We start from the raw sequence: 22,244 nt of genomic DNA, 5'->3' as shown, positions 1-22,244 counted from the left end.
GCTCAGCCCTCCAGACGCACGGCGGCGAGATCGTAGGAGTTGAGCTGCAGAAGGCGCACATCGCGCACTCGGGTGCGGCGGGCCAGCACCACATCGGGGACGAAGGCCCACAGGCAGGGGCGGGTGTCCCAGATCTGCTGCTGGACGGCGGCGAGCCTGGTGTTCCGCGTCTTCTCATCCGTTTCGGCGGAGGCGTCGGCCAGCCGGGCGGCGATCCGCGGAAAGACATAGCCCTGGTAGGTGTCCCGGGTCCGCTCCTTCTCCGCGGTGCCGCCGTACATGCCCTGGAGGCTGGTGGAGGCGTGGCCGGTGGGGACGGAGAAGCCGTTGCCGAGGACGTCCCAGTCGCCCCGGCGGCCCTGCCGCCACTGCTGGATGTCGCCGCCCGGCTCGAACTGCTGGAGGGTGGCGCGGACGCCGACCGCGCGCAGCATCTCCAGCACGGCCTCCATCACCGAGGTGTCCGCGGGGAACTCGCCGGACTCCCAGATGATCTTCACCTTGAGATCGCTCGCGCCCAGCGCGGCGAGGCGCTTGCGGGCCTCGCCGGGGTCATGGACGTAACGGCCGGTGCGCACCGAGCCCTTGAGGGCGAGCGGGATGACGCCCTCGGCCTGCTGGGCGGAACCGGTGAGCACATCGCGCACCAGGGCCTCGCCGTCGATGGCGTAGCTGAGCGCCTCGCGCACCCGGGCGTCGGCCAGCGGATGTCCGCGCGGTTTGCGGAAGTTGAAGAACAACTGGTTGACGCGGGTGCCCGAGGTGCGGTCCAGACGCACCCCCGGCAACCCCTTGAGCTGCTCGGCGGAGTCGGGCGTGATGGTGTCGATGACATCCAGCTCACCGCTGCGCACGGCGACGACCCGGCTGGACTCCTCGGGGACGAAGCGCACCCGTACCCGGTCCACGGTGGGGCGCCGCCCCCAGTACCGGGGGTTGGCGTCCAGGGTGTACTCGCCGGTGCCGGAGTTGGCCGAGGTGACCAGGTACGGGCCGGAGCCCACACCGCCGGACAGCTCCTCGGGCCGGTTCCGCGCGGCGGGGCTGATCAGGATGTTGGCCATCAACTGGTCGAGGATGGGCACCGGGCGCCTGGTGTGCAGGCGGAAGGTGCGCTCGTCGACCGGCTCGACGGTGGGCATCTCGGGGAAGAGGCCGACGATGAACGAGCCGTTGACGCCCGCGTACATCTTGAGCGCGGTCGAGACGTCCTTGACGGTGACCGGCGTTCCGTCGGAGTAGCGGGCTCCTCGGCGCAGCCGCACCGTCCAGGCAGTGGGCCCGGTCATCTCGAAGCGGTCGGCGAGTACGAGTTCGGGCCGGAGCCCTTTGCCGATCCGGGTCAGCGCCTGGCGCACCGCGCGCTGCACCGTGACCGCCGCGTCGAACTGGTTCAGCTTGTTGTCCAGGCTGACCAGCGAGCGGTTCAGCCCGAGGCTGATGGCGCCGGGCCCGGGCGCACCGGTGGGGCCCGCGCACCCGGTCAGCGGGGCGAGGGCGATACCTGCTGAGGCGCCTGCTCCGAGGCGCAGCACGGACCGGCGGCTGAGGGCCGGGCCGAAGGGGATACGGGTCATCGTTGACCTCTCGGCGTTCCTGAGGCGAGCGACCGGCTCGTTCGACCCGCGTGGCGCCCGGATGACGGCCGTACGGGTCAAAGTGTCGCGGCGGTCACCGTGACATGGCTGCGCGCTTTACGCAATACTCCTCGCGCACTTCGCGCAACGTATGCCATCATCGGCACCACGGAGACGATGTCCACGCCATCGGATCGCTCCGTCCGTCACGGTCATTCGAGGAGGTGCCGGTGGACATGACGCCCAACCGGAGGCTATTGGCCATCGCGGATGACCTGTCAGGCGCCGCGGAAGTGGCAGCCGCGCTTTGCTCGCGCACAACACGCAGCCGGGTCGTGCTTGTGGGGAGGCCCGAAGTGGTCAACGGCGGTGGGGCGAACGCTGGTGGGACGACGGCCTTGCGCCCTCCCCCTCCCGGCGAGGCGACCGTCCTGGACCTCGACTCCCGCTACCGGCCGGCCGCCGAGGCGGCCGAGGCGGTCCGCGCCGCGCTGCGACTGTCCTCGCCGGACGGGGATGCCGACGGGGACACCGACGGGGACACCCTCGTTCTGAAGAAGATCGACTCGCTGCTGCGGGGCAATGTCGCCGCCGAGATCGCCGCCCTCGCCGAGGACGGAGCGGGTGTGGTGCTCGCCCCCGCACTGCCGATCGCCGGACGCGTGGTGCGCTCGGGGGTGGTCCACATCGGCGGGGTGGCGCTCCACGAGGGCGACGCATGGCGCGCCGAAACCCTGCCTCCGCCCGCTTCGGTGGCCCAGGCACTCGGCGGCCTGCCGACCGAGCTGATCCCGCTGACGACCGTACGGGCGTCCCCGCCTGCCCTGCCGGCCGCGCTGCGTGCGGCCGTGGCGGCCGGACGGGTGGCAATCTGCGACGCGGAGACGGACGCCGATCTCGACGCGGTCGTCAAGGCATCGCTCGCCGAAGGCCCCCGCATGCGGCTGGTCGGCTCAGGAGGCCTGGCCGTAGCCCTCGGCCGCCACCTGACAACCGCCCTCCCTGCCGCAATGACTCCGGCCGCCGCCCAGACCACCGCCGTGTTGACGGCTCCGGCCGCCACTGGCCCGGCTGCCTCCGAGGCCACGACTCCGGCCACCCCCGACCCCACCAGGGCTCCGGCCGCCACCACCACCCCGGCCCCCGACACGGCCACCCCGGCTCGCCCCGCCACCACGGGCCCCGCCGCCACCAAGCCCACCACGACTCCGGCCACCCCCGACCCCACCGGGGCTCCGGCCGCCACGGTCCCGGCTGCCACCACCACCACGGCTCCGGCCGCCGCCCAGACCACCGCCGTGTTGACGGCTCCGGCCGCCACTGGCCCGGCTGCCTCCGAGGCCACGACTCCGGCCACCCCCGACCCCACCGGGGCTCCGGCCGCCACGGTCCCGGCTGCCACCACCACCCCAGCTCCGGCCCCCGACACGGCCACTGCCACCCCGGCTCGCCCCGCCACCACGGGCCCCGCCGCCACCAAGCCCTCCACGACTCCGGCCACCCCCGACCCCACCAGGGCTCCGGCCGCCGACACCGCCAACCCGACCCCGGCTACCCCCGCCACCACGAGCCCGGCCGACAACGACCCCATCACCACACCGGCGAGGGCAGCCGCGTCGACGGCCAGAACCACGGTGCCCTCGGCGAACGCCGGAGCCGCCCCCACCACAGCGACTCCGGGCGCCGACACCGCCACTGCGATCCCGGCGGCCCCCGCCACCACACCGGCGGGGGCCGCCACGTCGGCCGCTGGAACCGCAGCACCCTCGGCGAACACCGGCCGACCAGTGCTGGTCGTCGTCGGCACGGCCGAACCCGCAGCCGCCGAACAGATCAGGCGCCTCGTCGAGGACGGCGCAGCCCACCACCGACTCCCGCTCGCGGGGCTGCTGTCGGACGGTCCCCCGCTGCGGCTGCCCCCGCTGACCGCCCCGGTCACGGTCGTCTCCCTCGCCGCCTCGCCCAGCCCCTCGCCGGTAGCCCCCGGCCCGGCACCGACGCACGGCGCGGCGGCCGACACCACCGTGCCGACAATGGACGCGACGCCCATCCCGTCCCCCCGTCCGGCGGACGAGTCGTCTCCACGTCCGGAACGCGAGGCCGTCGCGCCCGCCGACGCACCCGACCCGGCACCCAGCCCACCACCCAGCCCCCGGCCCGCCACGACGCCACCGTCCGGCAGCGGGGCCGACCGCACTGACCCGAGCGAAGGCCCGGCCGGAGGCCCGAGCACAGACCCGGACGGACGGGCGAACGCAGGCCCGGACGGATGCCCGAGTGAAGGCCCTGCCGGAGGCCCGGACGGCGGGGCAGGTGCGCGACCCGAGCCCGTATCCCCCCGGGGACTGGTGCTCGGCCTCGCCCGCGCCATCCGCGACGCCGTCGCCGCGCATCACGGCGCCGTCGACCTCGTACTGACCGGCGGCGAGACGGCACGCCGGGTGCTGGACGCCCTGGCGGTGACCGAGCTCGATCCGGTCGGCCAGGTGCACCACGGCGCCGTTCATCTCTCCACTCCCGACGGGCGGTCCGTCGTGACCCGACCGGGCAGCTTCGGCGATCCCGACTCCCTGCGCCACATCGTCCAGGCGCTGCGCCCCCACCCGATGGAACGGAAGGTCACCTCATGAACTCCTCCACCAACCTCGCCCCCACCGGGGCCGCTGGTGCGGACGCCGATCCCGCCCCGCTTCCGCTCATCGCGGTCACCATGGGCGACGGCGCCGGCATCGGACCCGAGGTGATCGTCCCCGCGCTGCTCGACCCGGACACCCTGCGGCGCTGCCGTCCGGTGGTCATCGGGGACGCGGAGCGGCTGCGGCAGGCCGCCCGGCTGCGCGATATCGCGTGCGAGATCGTCACCGTGGCCGCGCCCGCCGACGCGGCGTTCACCCCGGGCCGGATCAACGTCGTCGACCTCGGGCTGCTCCCCGCCGAGCTGCCCTGGGGAACGCTCTCCCCGCTGGCCGGGGACGCGGCCTACCAGTACGTACGGACCGCCGCCGAACTGGCCATGGACGGTGAGGTGCAGGGCATCTGCACCGCGCCGCTCAACAAGGAGGCGCTGCACGCGGGCGGCCATGTCTTCCCCGGCCACACCGAACTGCTGGCCCACCTCACCGGCGTCGAGGAGGTGTCGATGATGCTGGCCACCCCCACGGTGAAGGTCATTCACGTCACCACCCACATCGGACTCATCGACGCGGTGCGGAAGATCGAGCCGGGCCTGGTCGAGCGCACCGTGCGCCGCGGCCATGAGGCGATGGTCCGGGCCGGGACCCCGGAACCGGTGATCGGGGTGTGCGGGATCAATCCGCACGCCGGGGAGAACGGCCTGTTCGGCTACGGCGAGGAGGAGGAGAAGATCGTGCCCGCGCTGGAGGTGCTGCGCGCCGATGGCATCGACGCCCGCGGTCCGCTCCCCGCCGACACCGCCTTCTTCCTGGCCGGGCGCGGTGACTACGACCTGATCGTGGCGATGTACCACGACCAGGGGCACGGCCCGGTCAAGGTGCTGGGCCTGGAGGCCGGGGTCAATCTGACCGTCGGTCTGCCCGTCATCCGCACCTCCGTCGACCATGGCACCGCCTTCGACATCGCCGGTACGGGCACGGCCGACGCCGGTAGCATGATCGAGGCGCTGCGGCAGGCCGCCGCGATGGCTCCGTCCCCCGCCCACTGACGCCAGCCCCGGTTGCCGACGCCAGCCCCTGTTGCCGCCGCCCAGCCCCTGTTGAGGAACGCGAGGCCGAGCCCACGTTGACGAACGCGAGAGACGCGAGAGAGATGCCGGTGAACGGAGCGCGGGCCCGGCGCGACCAGATCGTCCACCTCGCCACGACCACGGGCCTGACCAGCGTGGAGGAGCTGTCCCGCGCCTTCGGCGTCACCGCCTCCACCATCCGCCGCGACCTCGCCCAGCTCACCGCGGACGGGCGGCTGGCGCGGACGTACGGCGGGGCGATGGCCCTGGTCGCCCACCCGGAGGCGTCGCTGCGCCAGCGCACCGGCGAGGCGTTCGAGGCCAAGCGGGCCATCGCGCGCTGGGCGGCGTCGACGATCCGCACCGGGGAGACGGTGCTGCTCGACGCCGGTTCGACGGTCGGCGCCCTCGCCCATGAGCTGCGCACCGCCGACGGACTCACGGTGGCCACGACCGGGCTCACCGCGCTGCAGGAGCTCGCCGATGTGGAGACCGTACGGGTGGAATGCCTCGGCGGTACGCTCCGGCCGCTGAGCCAGAGCTTCCTCGGCCCACTCGCCGAGGCGGCCCTGGAGCGCATGACCTTCGACCGGGTGTTCCTGGGCGCCGACGGGGTGACGGCCGAACACGGCATCTGCGAGGCGGATCTGAGCCAGACCCGGCTCAAGGAGCTGATGGCCCGCCGGGCGGACGCGGTGTACGTACTGGCGCACTCCGCGAAGATCGGCCGCCGCCCCTTCCACACCTGGGTGCGGCTGCCGCCCGGCTGGACGCTGGTGACGGACGAGGGCGCCGACCCCCACGAGATCCGGGCGCTACGGGCCCAGGGGGTCGAGGTGACGGTCGTCGGCGGCGAGTGACCTCCGCTCCGCGACGGCCGTTGATCCACAAGTTGATCCACAACCCGTGGGCCGCACACCGTTCCTGTGGACTGAGCAGGAGTGAGCCTGTCCAGCCGCACGCCCCGAACGGTCTTGGGCGCACTGGTCCCCGGCGTACTCGACCCCGGGGCAGCGACACGGATCCTGTCCGTGGTCCGATCCCGGGAGGCCGGTTCCCTCACGACCTGGCCATGTGAATACGGCCAGAGGCGGCGGGGAGGCCTCGAACCATCACTCCGGTGGAGCGGGGGCCCCGCACACTGGCGCCGCACCCGGCGTCCCAGATCGCACGATCACCGTAGCCCGAACGGCCCAGGCCAGCGCAAGCCCGGAAGTAGACCATCACACGATCGAGTTAAACCACCCTCATGTGCGGCCGTGCCACGACTCCCACAGCGCGGCATACGCACCCCCGCGCGCCACGAGCTCATGGTGCGGGCCGAGTTCGCTGATCCGCCCGTCCTCCATCACCGCCACCCGGTCGGCGTCATGCGCGGTGTGCAGCCGGTGGGCGATCGCGATGACGGTACGCCCCTCGAGCAGGGCGGCGAGGGAGCGCTCCAGACGGCGGGCCGCGCGCGGATCGAGCAGCGAGGTGGCCTCGTCCAGCACCAGGGTGTGCGGATCGGCCAGCACCAGCCGGGCGAGGGAGAGCTGTTGCACCCGGTCCGGCGCCAGGGCCGCGCCGCCCGCCCCCACCCGCGCGTCAAGCCCCAGCTCAAGGGCCCACTCCCGGGCCCCGACCGCGTCCAGCACCCGCTCCAGTTCGGCGTCGGCGGCCTCGGGCCGGACGATGAGCAGATTCTCCCGGAGCGTTCCGGAGAAGACATACGTCTCCTGGGTCACCAGGGCCACCTGGCCACGCAGCCGGTCCGGGGAGAGCGCGGTGAGCGGCACCCCGCCGACGGTCACCGAGCCGGTGCGCGGTGCGTGGATCCCGGCGAGCAGGCGGCCGAGGGTGGACTTGCCCGCGCCCGACGGCCCGACGACCGCCAGCCGTTCCCCCGGCTCGATCTCCAGGTCGATCCCGCGCAGCACATCCCTGCCCTCCCGGTAGGCGTAGCGCACTTGGCGCAGCGCCAGGCCCCGGTGCCGGGGCGCGGCCGTTGTGGGGGCGTCGGCTCCGGGTCCGGGGGTGCGGTGGACGCCCCGCAGCCGGGCCAGTGAGGCGGCGCCGGCCTGGAGGTCGCCCAGGCAGTACAGCACCGTGTCGACCGGGCCCAGCAACTGCTGGACGTAGAGGGTGGCGGCGGTGACCGCGGCGAGCGAGACCATGCCGTGGAGCGCGAAGAGGCCGCCGAGCACCAAGGTCGCGGCCACCGGCAGCAGATAGGCGGTGTCGATGACCGGCAGAAAGACCGTGAGCAGCCCGATCGTATGGCGCTCGGCCGCGTAGGACCCGGCGATGTCCCGGTCCGTACGCTCCTCACGCCGCCCGGCCAGGCCCAGCGCCTCGACGGTACGGGCCCCCTCGACGGTCTCGGTGAGGCCCTCGGTGATCCGCCCGTAGGAGGCGCTCTGGCGCAGGAACGCCTCGCGCGACCGGCCGAAGAACCACCGGCCCGCGAACCACAGCACCGGAACCCCGATCAGGCAGGGCAAGGCCAGCAGCGGGCCCACCACGACCAGGGCGCCGAAGGTGACGGCGAGGGTGACCAGAGCGGTCATGGTGGCGGGGACCGCGCGGCGCACACAGCCCGCGAGCACCTCCACGTCCCGGATGGTGCGGGTGACCAGATCGCCCGCGCCCGCCCGTTCGACGGTGGCGAGCGGCAGGGCGAGCACATCGCCGACGAAGCGCTCGCGCAAGTCGGCCAGGACCTTCTCGCCCAGCCGCGCCGAGGCGTACGTCGCGGCATGGGTCAGCAGCGCCTGGACGATGACGAACGCGCAGATCAGCAGCGCCGTACGGGTGATGGCGCCGCCGCCGTCGCGGGTGTCCTCCACCAGGTCGCCCAGCAGCCGGGGGCCCACCAGCCCGCAGCCCGCGGCGAGCGCGTACAGGACGAGCACGGCGGTGAGTTCGCGCGGGTGGCGCAGTGCCAGCCGCCGGGCGTAGGCGCGGGTGTCGCCGGCCGGGGCGACCGGCAGCGGGGTGTGGGTGCTCATGCCGACTCCTCCCGCGCCACGACGGACCGGTAGCGGACATCGGTGAGCAGATCGCCGTGCGAGCCCTGGGCGACGGCCTTCGCGCTCTGTACGTAGACGACGTGGTCCGCCCGGTCGAGCACCACGGGGCTGGTGGTGAACACCAGCGTGGTCCGTCCCGCGCGCAGGTCGCGCAGCCCGCGCGCGATACGGGCCTCGGTGTGGGCGTCGACGGCGCTGGTGGGCTCGACGAGGATCAGCACCTCCGGGTCGGCCATGAGCGCGCGCACCAGGCGCAGCCGCTGCTGCTGGCCGCCGGAGAAGTTGCGCCCGGACTCGGCGACGAGGTCGTCGAGCCCGTCCGGGAGCGCCTCCGCGATGTCCCGCGCACAGGCGGCGTCGACGGCCCGCTCCAGTTCCGTGTCACTCCCCCGCCCGCGCAGCTCCTCGCGCAGCGGACCGGCGAAGAGACGGTCGTCGTTGTCGGCGACGAGGATGCGGCGGCGTATCTCGTCCGGGGGCAGATCGCCGAGCGGGGTGTCCCCGAGGGTGACGGTGGAGTCGGTGTAGCGGCCCAGCCGCGCGGCGAGGGTCGCGGTGTCGGCGGGGGACGCGCAGGCCACGGCGGTGAACCGGCCCGGTGCCACGATCAGCCCGGAGGCGGGGTCGGCGAGCGGGGCGGGCCCTTCGTACGGAACGGGCCCCTCGCACGGTCCCTCGTACGGAGCGGGCCCCTCGTGCGAGACGGGTCCGCCGTACCCTCCGTCGTACGGAGCAGGTGCGGCGGCCCTCAGGGCGAACTCGGAGCGCAGCGCGAGAAACGCCGTGATACGGCGCGCTGCCACATGCCCCTGGGTCAGCCGGCCGGCCGCGTTGGTGAGCCGGCGCAGCGGATCGACCAGGAAGACGGCGTAGCCGTAGAAGGCGACGAGCTGTCCCGGGCCCATCCGCCCGCTCGCCACGTAGTGCGCGCCCAGCCAGACGACGACGGTGGTCAGCAGCCCCGGCAGCAGCACCTTGGCACCGTCGAGCAGGGCCTCCACCCGGGCCACCTCGACTCCCGCGGCGCGCACCCGCTGCGAGTCGGCGCGATAGCGGTCGGCGAAGACCTCCTCGCCGCCGATGCCGCGCAGCACCCGCAGCCCGCTGACGATGTCCACGGCGCGGCCGGTCAGCTCGGCCTGCTGTTCGCGCAGCCGCTGCTGGCGCCGGTGCAGCGGACGGATCAGCAGGGACACCGTCCCCGCCATGAGCGGCACCCCGAGCAGCACCACCAGGCCCAGTTGCCAGGAGGTGTGCAGCAGGATGGCCGCCACGACGGCGATGGCGACGACGGAGCCGCTGCCCCGGGCGGTTTCGGCCAGCGCCTCCCCGAGTCGGCCGATATCGGCCACTCCGGCATTCACGATCTCGCCTTTGGCCACCCGTTTCGGCAAGGTCGCCCCCAGTCGGGCGGCCTGGCGGGCGATGAGTTGTGCGGTGCGATAGGCGGCGCCCAGCCGGGTGGTGAGGGCGGCGCGGTCGCGCAGAATTCCGGCGGCGGCCTGAATCGTCCCGAGGGCCACTACCGCACCGCCCCACCACAGGAGTGCCCGCTGGTCACGGGCGATGATCCCGGCGTCGATGGCCTTGCCGACGGCGGCGGGCACCAGGGCCTGCGCCAGTACTTGGACAATTCCGTAGAGAGCGCCAAGGAATATGGCATTGCGCTGATAAGCGGCAAGCCATAACAGATAGGATATGGGTGAGCGATGGTCTGGATTTCCGGGATCCGGATCAGGAAAACGTCGCATGACGACGGCGATGCTAGCGACGCCGCTTCCGCCGGGCGGAGGAATTATCGCCCGCCCTCCCCGCCGCTCGCGCGTTCGGCGCCGAGTCCATGCGTACATCCCAGGGGACCGGGGCACCCGCCCCGGAAACGATGTGGCCACCCGCCGACGAGCTTTGGAGGACACCGTGGCACGGCAGACCGACCCGACCCTCATCCATCCGACGCAGCGAGATCCCGGGCCGCCGTCTCCGACTCCGTCGCCCGGTCCGGGCGGCCCCGAACCGGGTCCCGCACCGGGCCCCGTGCCCGGACCGCCTCCGGGGCCGCCGCCCGACCCGATTCCCACGCCTCCGCCCGAGCCGCCGCCGAACCCCACCCCCGGCCCCGCACCGGTCCCGTCCCCCGATCCGGTGCCCAAGCCGCCGGGCCCCGATCCGGTTCCCGATCCGTCACCGGCCCCGGGCCCGATCAGGTGATGCCGCCAACCGACCACCCGGGCGCGACGGAGGCCCGGGTGGCGTAACAGCGGTGGGTGCCGCGGCGGCCGGGGTGAGATCCTCGGACGGAATCGGACCGGAAAAGGAGAAGCAGATGTCCATCACCGCTCCGGCCCGCCCCGTCCTCGAACCCGCCGCCGCGGCGTTCGCCGAGGCCACCGCCAAACCGCCGTATCCGTACCAGACGACGCCCGCGGAGGGCCGTCGCACGCTCGACGAGGTGCAGTCGGGCGAGGTGCCCAAACCGGAGGTGGACGAGGAGTGGATCAGCGTCGGCGGTATCCCGACGGGCGGCGTCAAGGCGCGGATCGTCCGCCCTCCGAAGGCCGTCGGCACCCTTCCGGTGATTCTCTACATCCACGGCGCGGGCTGGGTGTTCGGCAACGCCCACACCCATGACCGGCTGGTCCGGGAGCTGGCGGTCCGAGTGGGCGCCGCGGTCGTCTTCCCCGAGTACGACCTCTCCCCCGAGGCCCACTACCCGGTGGCGCTGGAGCAGAGCTACGCCGTGGGCCAGTGGATCGTGGCCCATGGCGAGGGAGCGGGGCTCGACGCCTCCCGGATCGCGGTGGCCGGGGACTCGGTGGGCGGCAACCTGGCCATCGCCCTCACCCTGCTCGCCAAGGAACGCGGCGATCTGTCACTGGTGCGGCAGGTGCTCTTCTATCCGGAGACCAACGCCGCCTTCGACACCGGCTCGTACGAGGAGTTCGCCGAGGGCTACTTCCTCACCCGTGAGGCGATGAAGTGGTTCTGGGACCAGTACACGACCGACCCGGCGCACCGCTCCGAGATCACCGCCTCCCCGCTGCGCGCCACCCCCGACCAGCTCGCCGGGCTGCCGCCCGCCCTCGTCATCACCGGCGAGGCGGATGTGCTGCGCGACGAGGGCGAGGCGTACGCGGCCAAGCTGCGGGAGGCCGGGGTACCGGTCACGGCCCTGCGGATGCAGGGGATCATCCATGACTTCCTGATGCTCGACGCGCTCCGCGACACGCAGGCCGCTCGGGGCGCGCTCGCCCTGGCCGTGGACACCCTGCGGGACGCGCTGGGCACTGTCTGAAGCCCGGCAGCACCGCCTGGCGCCCGGCAACGCCGAAAAGGCCCCCGCTCAGCCTCCCGCGCCGCCCTTGGCCCGCTTGGCCTGCCGCTTGAGTTCCTGCTTGTGGGCGCGGACCTTGTCCAGCGACTCGGGCCCGGTGATGTCGGCCACCGAGCGATACGCGCCCTCCTCGCCGTAGGACCCGGCGGCCTCGCGCCAGCCCTTGGGCCGCACCCCGAGCCGCTTGCCCAGCAGCGCGAGGAAGATCTGCGCCTTCTGCTTGCCGAAACCGGGCAGTTCGTTCAGCCGCCGGAGCAGTTCCTCACCGGAGGAGGCATCGCGCCACATGGCGGTCGGGTCGCCGTCGTAGTGCTCGGCCAGATACCCGCAAAGCTGCTGGACGCGCCCGGCCATCGCGCCCGGGTAGCGATGCACGGCGGGCTTCTCCGACAGCAGCGCGGCGAACCGCTCGGGGTCGTATGCGGCGATCTCCCGGGCGTCCAATCGGTCCCTGCCCAGACGCCCCGCGATGGTGTATGGACCGGAGAACGCCCACTCCATGGGCACCTGCTGATCAAGCAGCATCCCGATCATCAGGGCCAGTGGGTCGCGCTCGAGCAGGGCGTCCGCCTCGGGCTGCTGGGCGAGTCGAAGGCGTGCGTTCATCCCCTGGCCATACCCCGCCGCCATCGGTACGAACCAGATGAAACGCGCATACCACCCAAAAGCGTGCACAACATCACCAACTCGGCCGAATTGCGAGGTGTGAGGGCGCATGCGAATCTGGTGGCGAACCGCCGTGACATCGGAACACGGAGGCGAGTGACCATGTCAGCAACCGCGACTCGCCAACGACGCCATGACGACACTCCCGACACCGGCGGTGCCTTCCTGCGTCTGTCCCGGCTCCCGTCCGGGCCTGAGCGCGACGCCCTGCGCGAGACGATCATCTGCGCCTGGCTGCCCGTCGCCAAGCGCCTGGCGCTGCGCTTCCGCAACAAGGGCGAGAACATGGAGGACCTCACCCAGGTCGCCTCGCTGGCCCTGGTGAAGGCCGTCGACCGCTACAACCCCGACCTCGGGCATGCCTTCCCCTCCTATGCGATCCCCGTCATCACCGGTGAGCTCAAGCGCCACTTCCGCGACTATCTGTGGACGCTGCACATCCCCCGCAACATCCAGGAGGTCCGCTCCCGCACCCGCTCCGCGCGCGACGCGCTGGAGCAGGAGCTCGGCGGGCGCACCCCCACCATCCATGAGATCTGCCTCCGCACCGGTATGCCCCAGGAGGACGTGATGGCGGGACTGGAGGCCAGCGCCTCCTGCACCCCGCTCTCCCTCAACGCCGCGGTCCAGGGCGCCGAGGAGCGGCTGCTCGCCGAGACGGTGGGCGCGGACGACGCCGCGATCGAACGCGTCGTCAACCGCGAGGCGCTGCGGGTACTGATCGCCGAACTGTCGGAGCAGGACCGCTACGTCCTCTATCTGCGGTTCTTCGCCGGGCTTTCGCAGAGCCAGATCGGTGAGATCCTGGGCTTCTCGCAGATGCACATATCCCGCAGGCTCTCCCGGCTCTACAGCGAGCTGCGGCAAGGGCTCATGGCCTACGCCTAGCCGCAAGCCCAGCCCCGCACCCCCCGGCAGGAGGTGGCCGATGCGCTCCGAGACCGCCCGTATCGCCACGGACGACGCCATGCTCGTGGGCGATCTGGCCCTTCCCGACCAGCCCATCGGCGTCGTCGCGTTCGCCCACGGCAGCGGCAGCTCCCGGCACAGCCCGCGCAATCGCGCGGTGGCCCGGGTGCTGCAGGACGCGGATCTGGCCACCCTGCTGTTCGATCTGCTCACCGACGCCGAGGAGCGGGTGGACGCGATCACCGCCGAACTGCGCTTCGACATCCCACTGCTGGGCCGGCGGCTGGTGGCCGCGGTGGACTGGCTCGGCGGGCACCCGGCCACCTCGGCGCTGCCGGTGGGGCTGTTCGGCGCCAGTACGGGCGCGGCGGCGGCGCTGACGGCCGCCGCCGAGCGGCCGGAGCGGGTGGCGGCCGTGGTCTCCCGCGGCGGCCGGCCCGATCTCGCGGGCGGTGCGCTGAACCGGGTGCGGGCGCCGGTGCTGCTGATCGTGGGCGGTGACGACCACGAGGTGCTGCGGCTCAATCAGCAGGCGGCCGCCATGCTCGTCGCCCCGCACGAGATCCATGTGGTGCCCGGCGCGAGCCATCTGTTCGAGGAGCCCGGAACCCTGGAGGAGGCCGCCGAGGCGGCGCGCGACTGGTTCGTACGGATGGCCAGGAACCCGGCCCGGGGCGGCAAGCGGTGACGGACCGAGCGGTGACGGACGGCGGCAAGGACGGCAGCAACGGCTACGCGTCCGCGGCGGACGACCCCAGCACCTGGCGCAGATCGTAGGAGACCGGCTCCTCAAGCTGGTCGTAGGTGCACTGCTCGGGCTCCCGGTCCGGCCGCCAGCGCCGGAAGCGGGCGGTGTGCCGGAAGCGGCCGCCCTGCATGTGGTCGTAGGCCACCTCGCACACCCGCTCGGGGCGCACCGGCGTCCAGGACAGATCCTTGACCCCGGTCCAGCGGCTGGGCGCGCCCGGCATCCGGCCCTTGGCATGGGCCTCCTCGCGCGCCCAGTCGGCCCAGGGGTGGCCTTCGACGGTCTCCATGCGCAGGGGCTCCAGCTCTTCCAGCAGCTCCTGGCGGCGGCGCGCGGTGAAGGCGGCGCTGACGCCCACGTGCTGGAGGCGGCCCTTGTCGTCGTACAGGCCGAGCAGCAGCGAGCCGACGCCCTGGCCTGACTTGTGGACGCGGTACCCGGCCACCACACAGTCGGCGGTGCGCTCGTGCTTGACCTTGACCATCACGCGCTCGCCGGGGCGGTAGCGCAGGTCGGGGCTCTTGGCCACGACGCCGTCGAGCCCGGCCCCCTCGTACTGCTCGAACCACTGCCGGGCCATGTCGAGATCGTCGGTGCAGGGGGCGAGGTGCACCGGGTCCCGGGCGCCGCGCAGCGCCTCGGTCAGCGCCTCGCGGCGCTCGCGGAGCGGGGTGTCCATCAGCGAGGCGTCCCCGAGGGCGAGGATGTCGAAGGCGACAAAGCTTGACGGCGTGTTCTTCGCCAGCAGCCGCACCCGGGAGTCGGCGGGGTGGATCCGCTCCAGCAGGGCGTCGAAGTCCAGCCGTCCGCCGCGCACGATGATGATCTCGCCGTCCAGGACGCAGCGCGGCGGGAGGTTGGCGAGCAGCGCCTCGGCCAGCTCGGGGAAGTAGCGGGTGAGCGGCTTGGTGGTGCGGCTACTGATCTCGATCTCGTCCCCGTCGCGGAAGACGATGGCCCGGAAGCCGTCCCATTTGCCCTCGTAACGCATCCCGGGCGGGATCGTGGCCACGGCCTTGGCCAGCATCGGCTCGACGGGAGGCATCACCGGAAGGTCCATGATGTCCGATTGTGCTCCCGTGGCGGGCCGCTCGCCCGCCGGGAGGCGGCCTCGGGCGGGCGGGCCTAGCGTGGCCGTATGGCAGAGTCGGTGGAGCTCACGGTCGGCGGTCGCACGGTGCGGGTGACCAACCCCGGGAAGGTGTATTTCCCGGAGCGCGGTTTCACCAAGCTGGACCTCGCCCGCTACTACCTGGCGGTCGGCGAGGGCGCGCTGCGGGCGCTGCGGGACCGGCCGACGACGCTGGAGCGCTATCCGGACGGGGTCGACGGGGAGTCGTTCTTCCAGAAGCGGGCCCCGAAGAACCTGCCGGAGTGGATTCCGACCGGCCGTATCTCCTTCCCCAGCGGGCGGCACGCGGACGAGATCTGCCCCACCGAGACGGCGGCCGTGGTGTGGGCGGCGAATCTGGGGAGCCTGACCTTCCATCCGTGGCCGGTGCGGCGCGAGGACACCGAACACCCCGATGAGCTGCGGATCGACCTCGACCCCCAGCCCGGCACCGACTACGAGGACGCGGTACGGGCCGCGGAGGAGCTGCGCGAGGTGCTGGACGGGCTGGGGCTACGGGGGTGGCCCAAGACCTCGGGTGGCCGGGGGCTGCATGTGTTCGTCCCGATCGCGCCGGAGTGGACCTTCACCCAGGTGCGGCGGTCCGCGATCGCGATCGCGCGGGAGTTGGAGCGGCGGGCTCCGGAGCGGGTGACCACCAAGTGGTGGAAGGAGGAGCGCGGCCGGAAGATCTTCGTGGACTACAACCAGACCGCCCGGGACCGCACCATCGCCAGCGCCTACTCGGTGCGCCCCCGCCCCCATGCCCCGGTCTCCGCGCCGCTGCGCTGGGCGGAGGTCCCCGACGCCCGGCCGCGCGACTTCGACCTGGCCACCATGCCGGTGCGCTACCGCGAGCTGGGCGATGTGCACGCGGACATGGACGAGCACGCCTTCCGCCTGGAGTCCGCCCTGGAGCTGGCCACACGGGACGAGCAAGAGCATGGGCTGGGCGACCTCCCCTATCCGCCGGAGCATCCGAAGGCCGCGGGCGAGCCGAAGCGGGTGCAGCCGAGCCGGGCCAAGAAGTGATGGCCGGATCCTTGGCGGCTGCGAGAATCGCGCCATGTCCGTCTTCGCTCACCCCGGCCGCCATCGGGTGGTGGTGCTGGTGCGCCACGGGCTGCTGCCGTTCGAGCTGGGCATGGCGCACCGGCTGTTCGGCCGGGCCGTATCGACCGCCGGTGAGCCGCTGTACGAGGTGGTGACCTGCGCGCTCGTCCCCGGTGAGGTACGCACCGACTCCGACGTAACGATGCGTGTCGCCCATGGCCCGGACGCGCTGGCCGAGGCCGACACCGTGCTCGTCCCGGCGGCCAACGAACCGGACGAGCCCCAGGCCGAGGGCCGCCTGGGCGCCCCGCTCACCGGCGCCTTCGCCCGGATCCGACCCGGCGCCCGGATCGCCTCGATCTGCACGGGGGCGTTCGTGCTGGCGGCCGCGGGGCTGCTGGACGGCCGCCGGGCGACGACCCACTGGCAGGAGGCCGACCGGTTCCGGGAGCTGTTCCCGGCCGTCGCGCTCGACCCGGACGTTCTCTACGCGGACGAGGGCGAGGTGCTGACCTCGGCCGGGGACGCCGCCGGTATCGATCTGATCCTGCATATGATCCGGCGCGACCACGGCGCGGCGGTGGCGGGCGAGGTCGCCCGCGGCTCGGTGGTGGCCCCGCATCGCGAGGGCGGCCAGGCGCAGTTCATCCGGCGGCCGGTGCCGGAGCAGCGCGGCGGCTCCACCGGCGCGGCCCGCGCCTGGGCGCTGACCCGGCTCGACCGTCCGCCGACCCTGCGGGAGCTGGCCGAGCGGGAGTCGATGAGCGTACGGACCTTCTCCCGGCGGTTCCGCGAGGAGGTGGGGATGACTCCGGTGCAGTGGCTGACCCAGCGGCGCCTCGAGCGCGCCCGGCAGTTGCTGGAGGAGACCGATCTGCCGGTGGACCGGATCGCGGCGGACGCGGGCTTCGGCACCGCCGCCTCGCTGCGGCAGCATCTGCACACCGCCCTCGGGGTGTCACCGAGCGCCTACCGCGCCACCTTCCGGGGCAGCGCCGCCGCCCCTAACGACGGGCCGTGAACTGTCCGGTGCCCAGGGTGTGGAACCACGTCTGGATCCGATGCTCGTTATGGGTGGTGGCGAGCGAGAGAAGCAGCAGCAGCCGGGCCTTCTGCGGGGTCAGGTCCTGGGCGCCGATGACGCCGTGGACATCGGGGTCGTAGACCGCGCCGGAGCCGGTGCGCGAGGCGGAGACCATGACCACCCCGTTCTTGACGGCGTCGTCCCGGGCCTCGGTCATGGCCGGGGAGAGGCCGCCCGCCCCGGTGCCCGCGGTGACGATCCCGGCCGCCCCGGCGTCGGCGAACGCCTTGATGGCCTGGGGTCCGGCGCCCTGGTAGCTGTAGGCGATGTCGACCTTGGGCAGTGGTCGCCGGGCGATCCGGTCGAGGTCGAACGGGGTCTTCCAGCCGGGCTTGCCGCACTGCTCGACCCGGGCCGGCGCGCGGTCGACGCGGATGTGGTTCTGGTCGATGACACCGAGCTCACCGCTGCTGCCGCTGCTGAACGCGTTCAGCCGCAGGGTGTCGGACTTGCGCACCTCGCGGGCGGCGTGGATCTGGTCGTTGAGCATCACCACGGCGCCGAAGCAGGTGGTACGCCCGCTGGCGGCGAGGTGGATCGCGTTGTAGAGGTTGGCCGGGGCGTCGGAGCCGATCACCGTCCAGGGCCGCATGGAGCCGGTGAGCACCACGGGCTTGTCGCTGCGGACGGTCAGGTCCAGCCAGTACGCGAACTCCTCCATGGTGTCGGTGCCGGTGGTGACCACGACCCCGTCGTTGAACTTCAGGGCGTGGTCGACGGCGGCGGTGAGCCGGCGGTACTCGGGGATCGTGTAGTTGTTGGAGTCCTTGTTGCCGAACTGCTGGGTGGTCACATCGGCGATCCGGTTCACCTCGGGCCTGAGGTCGTTCACCAGCCGGGACACCCGGAGCTTGCCCGCCTCGTAGTCGTCGAAGGACACCTTGGACTTGCTGACGCCCGCGATGGTGCCTCCGGTGCCGATGACCGCGACCCTCGGGGTGGGCCTGGGGTGCGGCTCCGCGGCACCGGCGAGGGAGGCCGTGGTCCCCAGGGCGACCGCCACCAGGGCGGTCACTACGGTGAAGCGGCGGGCGAGCTGAGCCATCGGGACGTCGTTTCATCGATGGAGTGGGTGATGTGTCGGCCCTTCTTCAGCCACCTTCCACGGTAACCACGGACGTCTCCGGCAGGCGAGGGCGGCGCAGCCGGGCCAGCAGCAGGGCCACATCGTCGTCGGGCGCCCCGTGCAGCGCGGCCAGCACCTGGTCGCAGATCCGCTCCAGCGGGCCCTGGTGGCGGCGCAGCAACTGGACCAGGGTGTGCAGTCCGACGTCGAGGGACTGATGGCGCTTTTCCACCAGTCCGTCGGTGAACAGGGCCAGCAGCGCCCCCTCGGCCAGCTCCCGCTCCACCGAGGCGAAGGGGACGCCGCCGACGCCCAGCGGCGCGCCGGTGGGGATGTCGATCAGCTCGGCCTCGCCGCCGGGCTGCACCAGCACCGGCGGCAGATGGCCGGCGGTGGACATCTCGCACCGCCCGGTGCGCGGATCGCAGACCGCGTAGAGGCAGGTGGCGATGGACTCCCCGAGGCTGGGCGTGATCTCGTCGAGATGCCACAGCACCTGGGCCGGGGGCAGATCGAGCCGGGAGAAGGCCCGGGTGGCGGTGCGTAGCTGGCCCATGATGGCCGCGGCGTGGATGCCCTTGCCCATGACGTCGCCGACCACCAGCCCGACCCGGCCGTCCGGGAGGGGCAGCACATCGAACCAGTCGCCCCCGGCGGCGCTGACCGCGGGCAGATACCGGGAGGCGATCTCCAGGCCGTCCAGGTCGCGTGGCTGCTGGGAGAGCAGGCTGCGCTGGAGGGTGAGCGCGGCGTCGCGTTCGCGGGCGTAGAGCCGGGCGTTGTCGATGCACAGGGCGGCGCGGATGGCCAGTTCGCAGGCGAGGGTGAGGTCCTCCTCGTCGAACGGCCTGGGGTTGATGGTGCGGTGCAGGCTGAGCGTGCCGAGCACACTGCCGCGGGCGATCAGCGGGGCGGCGATGTACGAGTGCACGCCCTCGCGCAGCAGCACCCGGGCGGCGTCGTCGTCCCGGGCGATCCGCCGTACGTCCTGCTCGGTCACGTGCGGCACCAGGATCGGCCGCGCCTCGCGGACGCACTGGGTGATCAGCCGGGTGGGTTCGTAGCGGGCGATCTCGCCGACCGGGTCCGCCGCGTGGACGGCGTCGGTGGGGTAGCCGGCGGCGACGGCGAGCGCCCGGAAGCGGGCGGAGCCGTCGGCCCACACCCGGGGCGTGGCGTCGCGGTGCACCACGGAGTCCAGGACGTCGACGGCCGCGAGGTCGGCGAGCCGGGGCACGGTCACATCGGCGAGCTCCTGGGCGGTCTGCCGCAGATCCAGCGTGGTGCCGATACGGACGCTCGCGTCGGCGATCACGGCCAGCCGCTCGCGTGCCTCGGCGATCTCGCTGGTCTCCCGGTGGCGCCGGGAGATGTCCATGATGGAGACGGCGACGCCCAGGATCCGGCCGCTGGGGTCCTCCAGCCGGTAGTACGACTCCGACCACGCGTGGTCATGGTCGGGGTCGGCCGGGGTCCGGCCGATGCTCTGCTGGTCCAGCAGCGGTTCACCGGACTCCAGCACATGCCGCATCGCGGCCTCGATGGCCTCGCTGTCGAGCCCGGGCAGCACCTCCCCGACGCGGTGGCCGCGCACCTGGGGCTCGGTGATGGAGTTCATCTGCTGCAGGGCCGGGTTGGCGCGCAGCCAGCGCAGCTCGGTGTCGAACACCGCGAGCCCCACCGGCGACTGTCCGATCAGGAAGCCGGATACGGCCAGATCGGTCTCCAGCCGGCGTACGGTCCCCTCGTCGGCGGCCAGCCCGAGCGCGTAGCCCTCGCCATGGGCGTCGCGCAGGCCCATGGTGCGGAACTCCACCTTCAATGTGGAGCCGTCCGGGCGGCGGACCGGGAAGACGCCGGCCCAGGTGTCACCCGCCCGTACGCGCGCGAAGAGCTCCACGGCCGCGCGCCGGTCCTTCGGGTGGACCAGCAGCTTGTCCGCGCGGCGCCCCAGCGCCTCGGCCGCGCGGTAACCGAACAGTTGTTCAGCCTCCGGGCTCCACAGGGCGATCCGCCCCTCGACGTCCAGCGCCACGGCGGCGACCCGCAGCAGATCGAGCACTCCTCCCGGGGCGGTCGCCATGCTGCCGATACCCGCCTCGTCCTCCTGGTCAACACGGTCATGCGTGGTCATACCGGCACCTCACCGGCTCGCCGTGCCCTCCTACTGTCATACCTCGCTCGGCGGGCCGCCGCACACGGGTATGACGCGGGCACGCTACAGATCCCGGTTCAGATGGTGAAGGGCCGCTGCCGGGCGAATGCGGAGTTCGGCGCACCCACCTGGAAGAGGTGGGGCGTCTGGTCGGGCGGCATCCGCTTGACGATCTCCCGGTGCAGCCCCCGGTAGCTGCCGGCGAAGGCACCGCCCCGCCAGACCTCCAGCAGGGTGCCGGTGAACAGGCCGTTGACGATCCCGTCGGCGGAGGTCTGGTTGTCCTGGCAGCCGGAGATCTGCAGCACGCTGGCGTCGATTTTGGCGAGGTCCTTGGCGGTGCGGGTGTTCTGGATGCGGTCGTAGGCGTCGCGGTCGCGCCGGTAGACGGCGGACTGTACCGACTGGGGCATGACCCGGATCCTGCGGCCGACCTCCGCGGGGTCGGCGGTGCTAAAGCGCCGGTCGAGCTCCTGGGCGCTGAGCATCTCGGGCAGCCGCCGGGCCACGGTGCCGCTGTGGCAGCTATCGGAGAGCAGCCAGATCCGCACCCCCTTGGCGAACTTCCCGAACAGCTCGAAGAGCTCGTCGTCGACCAACTGCCGGTCGTGGAGCACCCAGGTCTCGTCGAGCCGGTCCCCGGTCTCGTCGTGGTTGAGGTCGGGCACCTGACCGCCGTGGCCCGAGTAGGTGAGGAAGAGGATGTCCCCCTCGGCCAGCCGCCCGGCCGCGGCCTCCAGGGTGGCGGTGACCGTCTCCGCGGTGGCGGCCGGGCTCAGCAGCGGGTCGGACACATCGAACCCCGCGGCGTCGGCGATCCCGGCCATGTCGACGGCGTCCTGCTCACAGGCGCCCAGCTCACCGCTCCAGCCGTCGTAGGCGGCGGGGTCGACCTGGTTGAGTCCGATATGGACGGAGAGGCCGGTTGACATGGGGGCTCCTAGGGTCGAGGACGCGCGGCGGCTCACCACCGCTCGTCACTAAGCGATGATGCGGGGCCGCGCACCGCCATGCCCTGTTCTCCGGCCCATCCGGAGGAGACGCCCGGTGGAGAAGGAGCCCCGCCAAGGTGGCGCCCCGCCGCCTTGGCGTCCCGCCACTTGGCGTCCCGTACGTCCCTCGGCCCCGCCCCGGCCGTCAGGCCCCGAGCGGCCGGGCACCCAGGGCCCGCAGCGCCATATCGGCGGCGCGCTCGAAGTAGCCGGGCTCCAGGGCCGCCCCACGGGCCGAGACGCGCCAGTAGACCAGCCCGCCGAGCAGATCGAGCGCCAGCTCGCGGTCGAGGTCCCGCGGCAGCTCACCGCGCTCGGTCGCCCGGTCCAGCATGCCGATGGCGCGGGCGCGCCGCGGCTCGCCGACGCAGCGGGCGAGGGCCTGGAACAGCTCCTCGTCCCGCTGCGCCTCGGCGATCAGGTCCGGCAGGATCCGCGAGAACCGCGGATGGGTCAGCCAGTCGGCGACCAGATGAAGCGCGGCCAGCACATCGCCGCGCAGGGATCCGGTGTCGGGCTCCTCGACCAGGGCGACGCTCAGCTCCGACACGACCGCGATGACCATCCGCTGCTTGGAAGGCCACCGCCGGTACAGGGCGCTCTTGCCCACTCCGGCCCGCTTGGCCACGGCCTCCATCGACAGCCGGCCGTATCCGTGCTCGGCGAGCTCGTCCAGAACGGCCTCGGCGATGGCGGCGGTCTTGTCCGCGCGCAGGGTGGCGGCGCCGCTCGGGGGGCGCCGGTTGGTGTCCGACATGGCCTCAAGGTTAACAGATGGACAGGACGGTACCGTCTCGTTCTATCATGTGCGGACGGGACGGTACCGTTCCGTCCGTTG

At 72.9% G+C, this 22,244-nt stretch carries 17 protein-coding genes; 8 read left to right on the top strand and 9 right to left on the bottom strand.

Annotated features, from left to right (window positions below; translation table 11 throughout):
• Positions 1-2: 2 nt before the first annotated feature.
• A complete protein-coding gene (locus tag STRVI_RS16285; RefSeq protein ID WP_014056757.1) occupies positions 3-1,577 on the bottom strand; it encodes an ABC transporter substrate-binding protein in 1,575 nt (524 codons plus the stop codon).
• A 104-nt stretch (positions 1,578-1,681) separates the two neighbouring features.
• On the opposite strand from STRVI_RS16285, the gene STRVI_RS55535 reads away from it, so the two are divergent.
• From STRVI_RS55535 to STRVI_RS16270, 3 genes are all read left to right on the top strand, one after another.
• A complete protein-coding gene (locus STRVI_RS55535; protein ID WP_078505255.1) occupies positions 1,682-4,207 on the top strand; it encodes a four-carbon acid sugar kinase family protein in 2,526 nt (841 codons plus the stop codon).
• Entirely contained in the window at positions 4,204-5,259 is a 1,056-nt protein-coding gene (gene pdxA / locus STRVI_RS16275) for a 4-hydroxythreonine-4-phosphate dehydrogenase PdxA (protein ID WP_014056755.1), read from the top strand. The genes STRVI_RS55535 and pdxA overlap by 4 nt, the downstream gene beginning before the upstream one ends.
• A gap of 104 nt (positions 5,260-5,363) precedes the next feature.
• Positions 5,364-6,140 (top strand): DeoR/GlpR family DNA-binding transcription regulator, encoded by a 777-nt coding sequence (locus STRVI_RS16270; protein WP_014056754.1) that lies wholly within the window; start codon positions 5,364-5,366, stop codon positions 6,138-6,140.
• A gap of 387 nt (positions 6,141-6,527) precedes the next feature.
• Here the strand turns inward: STRVI_RS16270 and STRVI_RS16265 are convergent, their stop codons facing one another.
• Both STRVI_RS16265 and STRVI_RS16260 read right to left on the bottom strand, forming a co-directional pair.
• A complete protein-coding gene (locus STRVI_RS16265) occupies positions 6,528-8,270 on the bottom strand; it encodes an ABC transporter ATP-binding protein (protein ID WP_014056753.1) in 1,743 nt (580 codons plus the stop codon).
• Positions 8,267-9,898: an ABC transporter ATP-binding protein gene (locus STRVI_RS16260; RefSeq protein WP_251982636.1), complete on the bottom strand. Its 1,632-nt coding sequence runs from the start codon at positions 9,896-9,898 to the stop codon at positions 8,267-8,269. Before STRVI_RS16260 ends, STRVI_RS16265 begins: the two co-directional genes overlap by 4 nt.
• 716 nt (positions 9,899-10,614) lie before the next feature.
• Between STRVI_RS16260 and STRVI_RS16255 the strand changes: the two genes are divergently transcribed.
• Positions 10,615-11,583: an alpha/beta hydrolase gene (locus STRVI_RS16255; protein ID WP_014056751.1), complete on the top strand. Its 969-nt coding sequence runs from the start codon at positions 10,615-10,617 to the stop codon at positions 11,581-11,583.
• 48 nt (positions 11,584-11,631) lie between these two features.
• Here the strand turns inward: STRVI_RS16255 and STRVI_RS16250 are convergent, their stop codons facing one another.
• A complete protein-coding gene (locus STRVI_RS16250; RefSeq protein ID WP_043235998.1) occupies positions 11,632-12,228 on the bottom strand; it encodes an HhH-GPD-type base excision DNA repair protein in 597 nt (198 codons plus the stop codon).
• 162 nt (positions 12,229-12,390) lie between these two features.
• Here STRVI_RS16250 and STRVI_RS16245 point away from each other — a divergent pair, with 162 nt between their 5' ends.
• Together STRVI_RS16245 and STRVI_RS16240 are read left to right on the top strand one after the other, a co-directional pair.
• Positions 12,391-13,176, top strand: a complete 786-nt coding sequence (locus STRVI_RS16245) for a SigB/SigF/SigG family RNA polymerase sigma factor (RefSeq protein ID WP_014056749.1) — start codon at positions 12,391-12,393, stop codon at positions 13,174-13,176.
• 40 nt (positions 13,177-13,216) lie between these two features.
• Positions 13,217-13,885, top strand: coding sequence for a dienelactone hydrolase family protein (locus STRVI_RS16240; RefSeq protein WP_014056748.1), 669 nt, complete (start codon positions 13,217-13,219; stop codon positions 13,883-13,885).
• 43 nt (positions 13,886-13,928) lie between these two features.
• Here STRVI_RS16240 and STRVI_RS16235 read toward each other — a convergent pair whose 3' ends face one another.
• The gene (locus tag STRVI_RS16235) at positions 13,929-15,005 is read right to left on the bottom strand and encodes an ATP-dependent DNA ligase (RefSeq protein ID WP_043235996.1); all 1,077 of its coding nucleotides are present in this window, start codon (positions 15,003-15,005) and stop codon (positions 13,929-13,931) included.
• A 78-nt stretch (positions 15,006-15,083) separates the two neighbouring features.
• Here STRVI_RS16235 and ligD point away from each other — a divergent pair, with 78 nt between their 5' ends.
• Both ligD and STRVI_RS16225 read left to right on the top strand, forming a co-directional pair.
• Positions 15,084-16,088, top strand: a complete 1,005-nt coding sequence (gene ligD / locus STRVI_RS16230; RefSeq protein WP_014056746.1) for a non-homologous end-joining DNA ligase — start codon at positions 15,084-15,086, stop codon at positions 16,086-16,088.
• A gap of 34 nt (positions 16,089-16,122) precedes the next feature.
• Positions 16,123-17,130: a GlxA family transcriptional regulator gene (locus STRVI_RS16225; RefSeq protein ID WP_014056745.1), complete on the top strand. Its 1,008-nt coding sequence runs from the start codon at positions 16,123-16,125 to the stop codon at positions 17,128-17,130.
• On the opposite strand, the gene STRVI_RS16220 is transcribed toward STRVI_RS16225, so the two are convergent.
• From STRVI_RS16220 to STRVI_RS16205, 4 genes are all read right to left on the bottom strand, one after another.
• Positions 17,114-18,238 carry an asparaginase gene (locus STRVI_RS16220; RefSeq protein WP_014056744.1) on the bottom strand — a complete coding sequence of 375 codons (1,125 nt, stop codon included), beginning with the start codon at positions 18,236-18,238 and terminating at the stop codon, positions 17,114-17,116. The genes STRVI_RS16225 and STRVI_RS16220 overlap by 17 nt on opposite strands.
• A 46-nt stretch (positions 18,239-18,284) precedes the next feature.
• Entirely contained in the window at positions 18,285-20,393 is a 2,109-nt protein-coding gene (locus STRVI_RS16215) for a SpoIIE family protein phosphatase (RefSeq protein WP_014056743.1), read from the bottom strand.
• Positions 20,394-20,491: 98 nt separating this feature from the next.
• Positions 20,492-21,346: a caspase family protein gene (locus STRVI_RS16210; protein ID WP_014056742.1), complete on the bottom strand. Its 855-nt coding sequence runs from the start codon at positions 21,344-21,346 to the stop codon at positions 20,492-20,494.
• Between the two features lie 205 nt (positions 21,347-21,551).
• The gene (locus STRVI_RS16205) at positions 21,552-22,163 is read right to left on the bottom strand and encodes a TetR/AcrR family transcriptional regulator (protein WP_014056741.1); all 612 of its coding nucleotides are present in this window, start codon (positions 22,161-22,163) and stop codon (positions 21,552-21,554) included.
• Positions 22,164-22,244 lie beyond the last annotated feature (81 nt).

Origin of the sequence: Streptomyces violaceusniger Tu 4113 (assembly GCF_000147815.2) — a bacterium.
Lineage (GTDB): Bacteria > Actinomycetota > Actinomycetes > Streptomycetales > Streptomycetaceae > Streptomyces > Streptomyces violaceusniger_A.
This window is presented reverse-complemented; position numbering and strand designations above follow the sequence as displayed.

Excerpts from the sequence above, each read along its gene's own strand:
- STRVI_RS16285 (WP_014056757.1), bottom strand. The coding sequence starts at position 1,577 with ATGACCCGTATCCCCTTCGGCCCGGCCCTCAGCCGCCGGTCCGTGCTG.
- STRVI_RS55535 (WP_078505255.1), top strand. The coding sequence starts at position 1,682 with ATGGCTGCGCGCTTTACGCAATACTCCTCGCGCACTTCGCGCAACGTA.
- pdxA (WP_014056755.1), top strand. The coding sequence starts at position 4,204 with ATGAACTCCTCCACCAACCTCGCCCCCACCGGGGCCGCTGGTGCGGAC.
- STRVI_RS16270 (WP_014056754.1), top strand. The coding sequence starts at position 5,364 with ATGCCGGTGAACGGAGCGCGGGCCCGGCGCGACCAGATCGTCCACCTC.
- STRVI_RS16265 (WP_014056753.1), bottom strand. The coding sequence starts at position 8,270 with ATGAGCACCCACACCCCGCTGCCGGTCGCCCCGGCCGGCGACACCCGC.
- STRVI_RS16255 (WP_014056751.1), top strand. The coding sequence starts at position 10,615 with ATGTCCATCACCGCTCCGGCCCGCCCCGTCCTCGAACCCGCCGCCGCG.
- STRVI_RS16250 (WP_043235998.1), bottom strand. The coding sequence starts at position 12,228 with ATGAACGCACGCCTTCGACTCGCCCAGCAGCCCGAGGCGGACGCCCTG.
- STRVI_RS16245 (WP_014056749.1), top strand. The coding sequence starts at position 12,391 with ATGTCAGCAACCGCGACTCGCCAACGACGCCATGACGACACTCCCGAC.
- STRVI_RS16240 (WP_014056748.1), top strand. The coding sequence starts at position 13,217 with ATGCGCTCCGAGACCGCCCGTATCGCCACGGACGACGCCATGCTCGTG.
- STRVI_RS16235 (WP_043235996.1), bottom strand. The coding sequence starts at position 15,005 with ATGGACCTTCCGGTGATGCCTCCCGTCGAGCCGATGCTGGCCAAGGCC.
- ligD (WP_014056746.1), top strand. The coding sequence starts at position 15,084 with ATGGCAGAGTCGGTGGAGCTCACGGTCGGCGGTCGCACGGTGCGGGTG.
- STRVI_RS16225 (WP_014056745.1), top strand. The coding sequence starts at position 16,123 with ATGTCCGTCTTCGCTCACCCCGGCCGCCATCGGGTGGTGGTGCTGGTG.
- STRVI_RS16220 (WP_014056744.1), bottom strand. The coding sequence starts at position 18,238 with ATGGCTCAGCTCGCCCGCCGCTTCACCGTAGTGACCGCCCTGGTGGCG.
- STRVI_RS16215 (WP_014056743.1), bottom strand. The coding sequence starts at position 20,393 with ATGACCACGCATGACCGTGTTGACCAGGAGGACGAGGCGGGTATCGGC.
- STRVI_RS16210 (WP_014056742.1), bottom strand. The coding sequence starts at position 21,346 with ATGTCAACCGGCCTCTCCGTCCATATCGGACTCAACCAGGTCGACCCC.
- STRVI_RS16205 (WP_014056741.1), bottom strand. The coding sequence starts at position 22,163 with ATGTCGGACACCAACCGGCGCCCCCCGAGCGGCGCCGCCACCCTGCGC.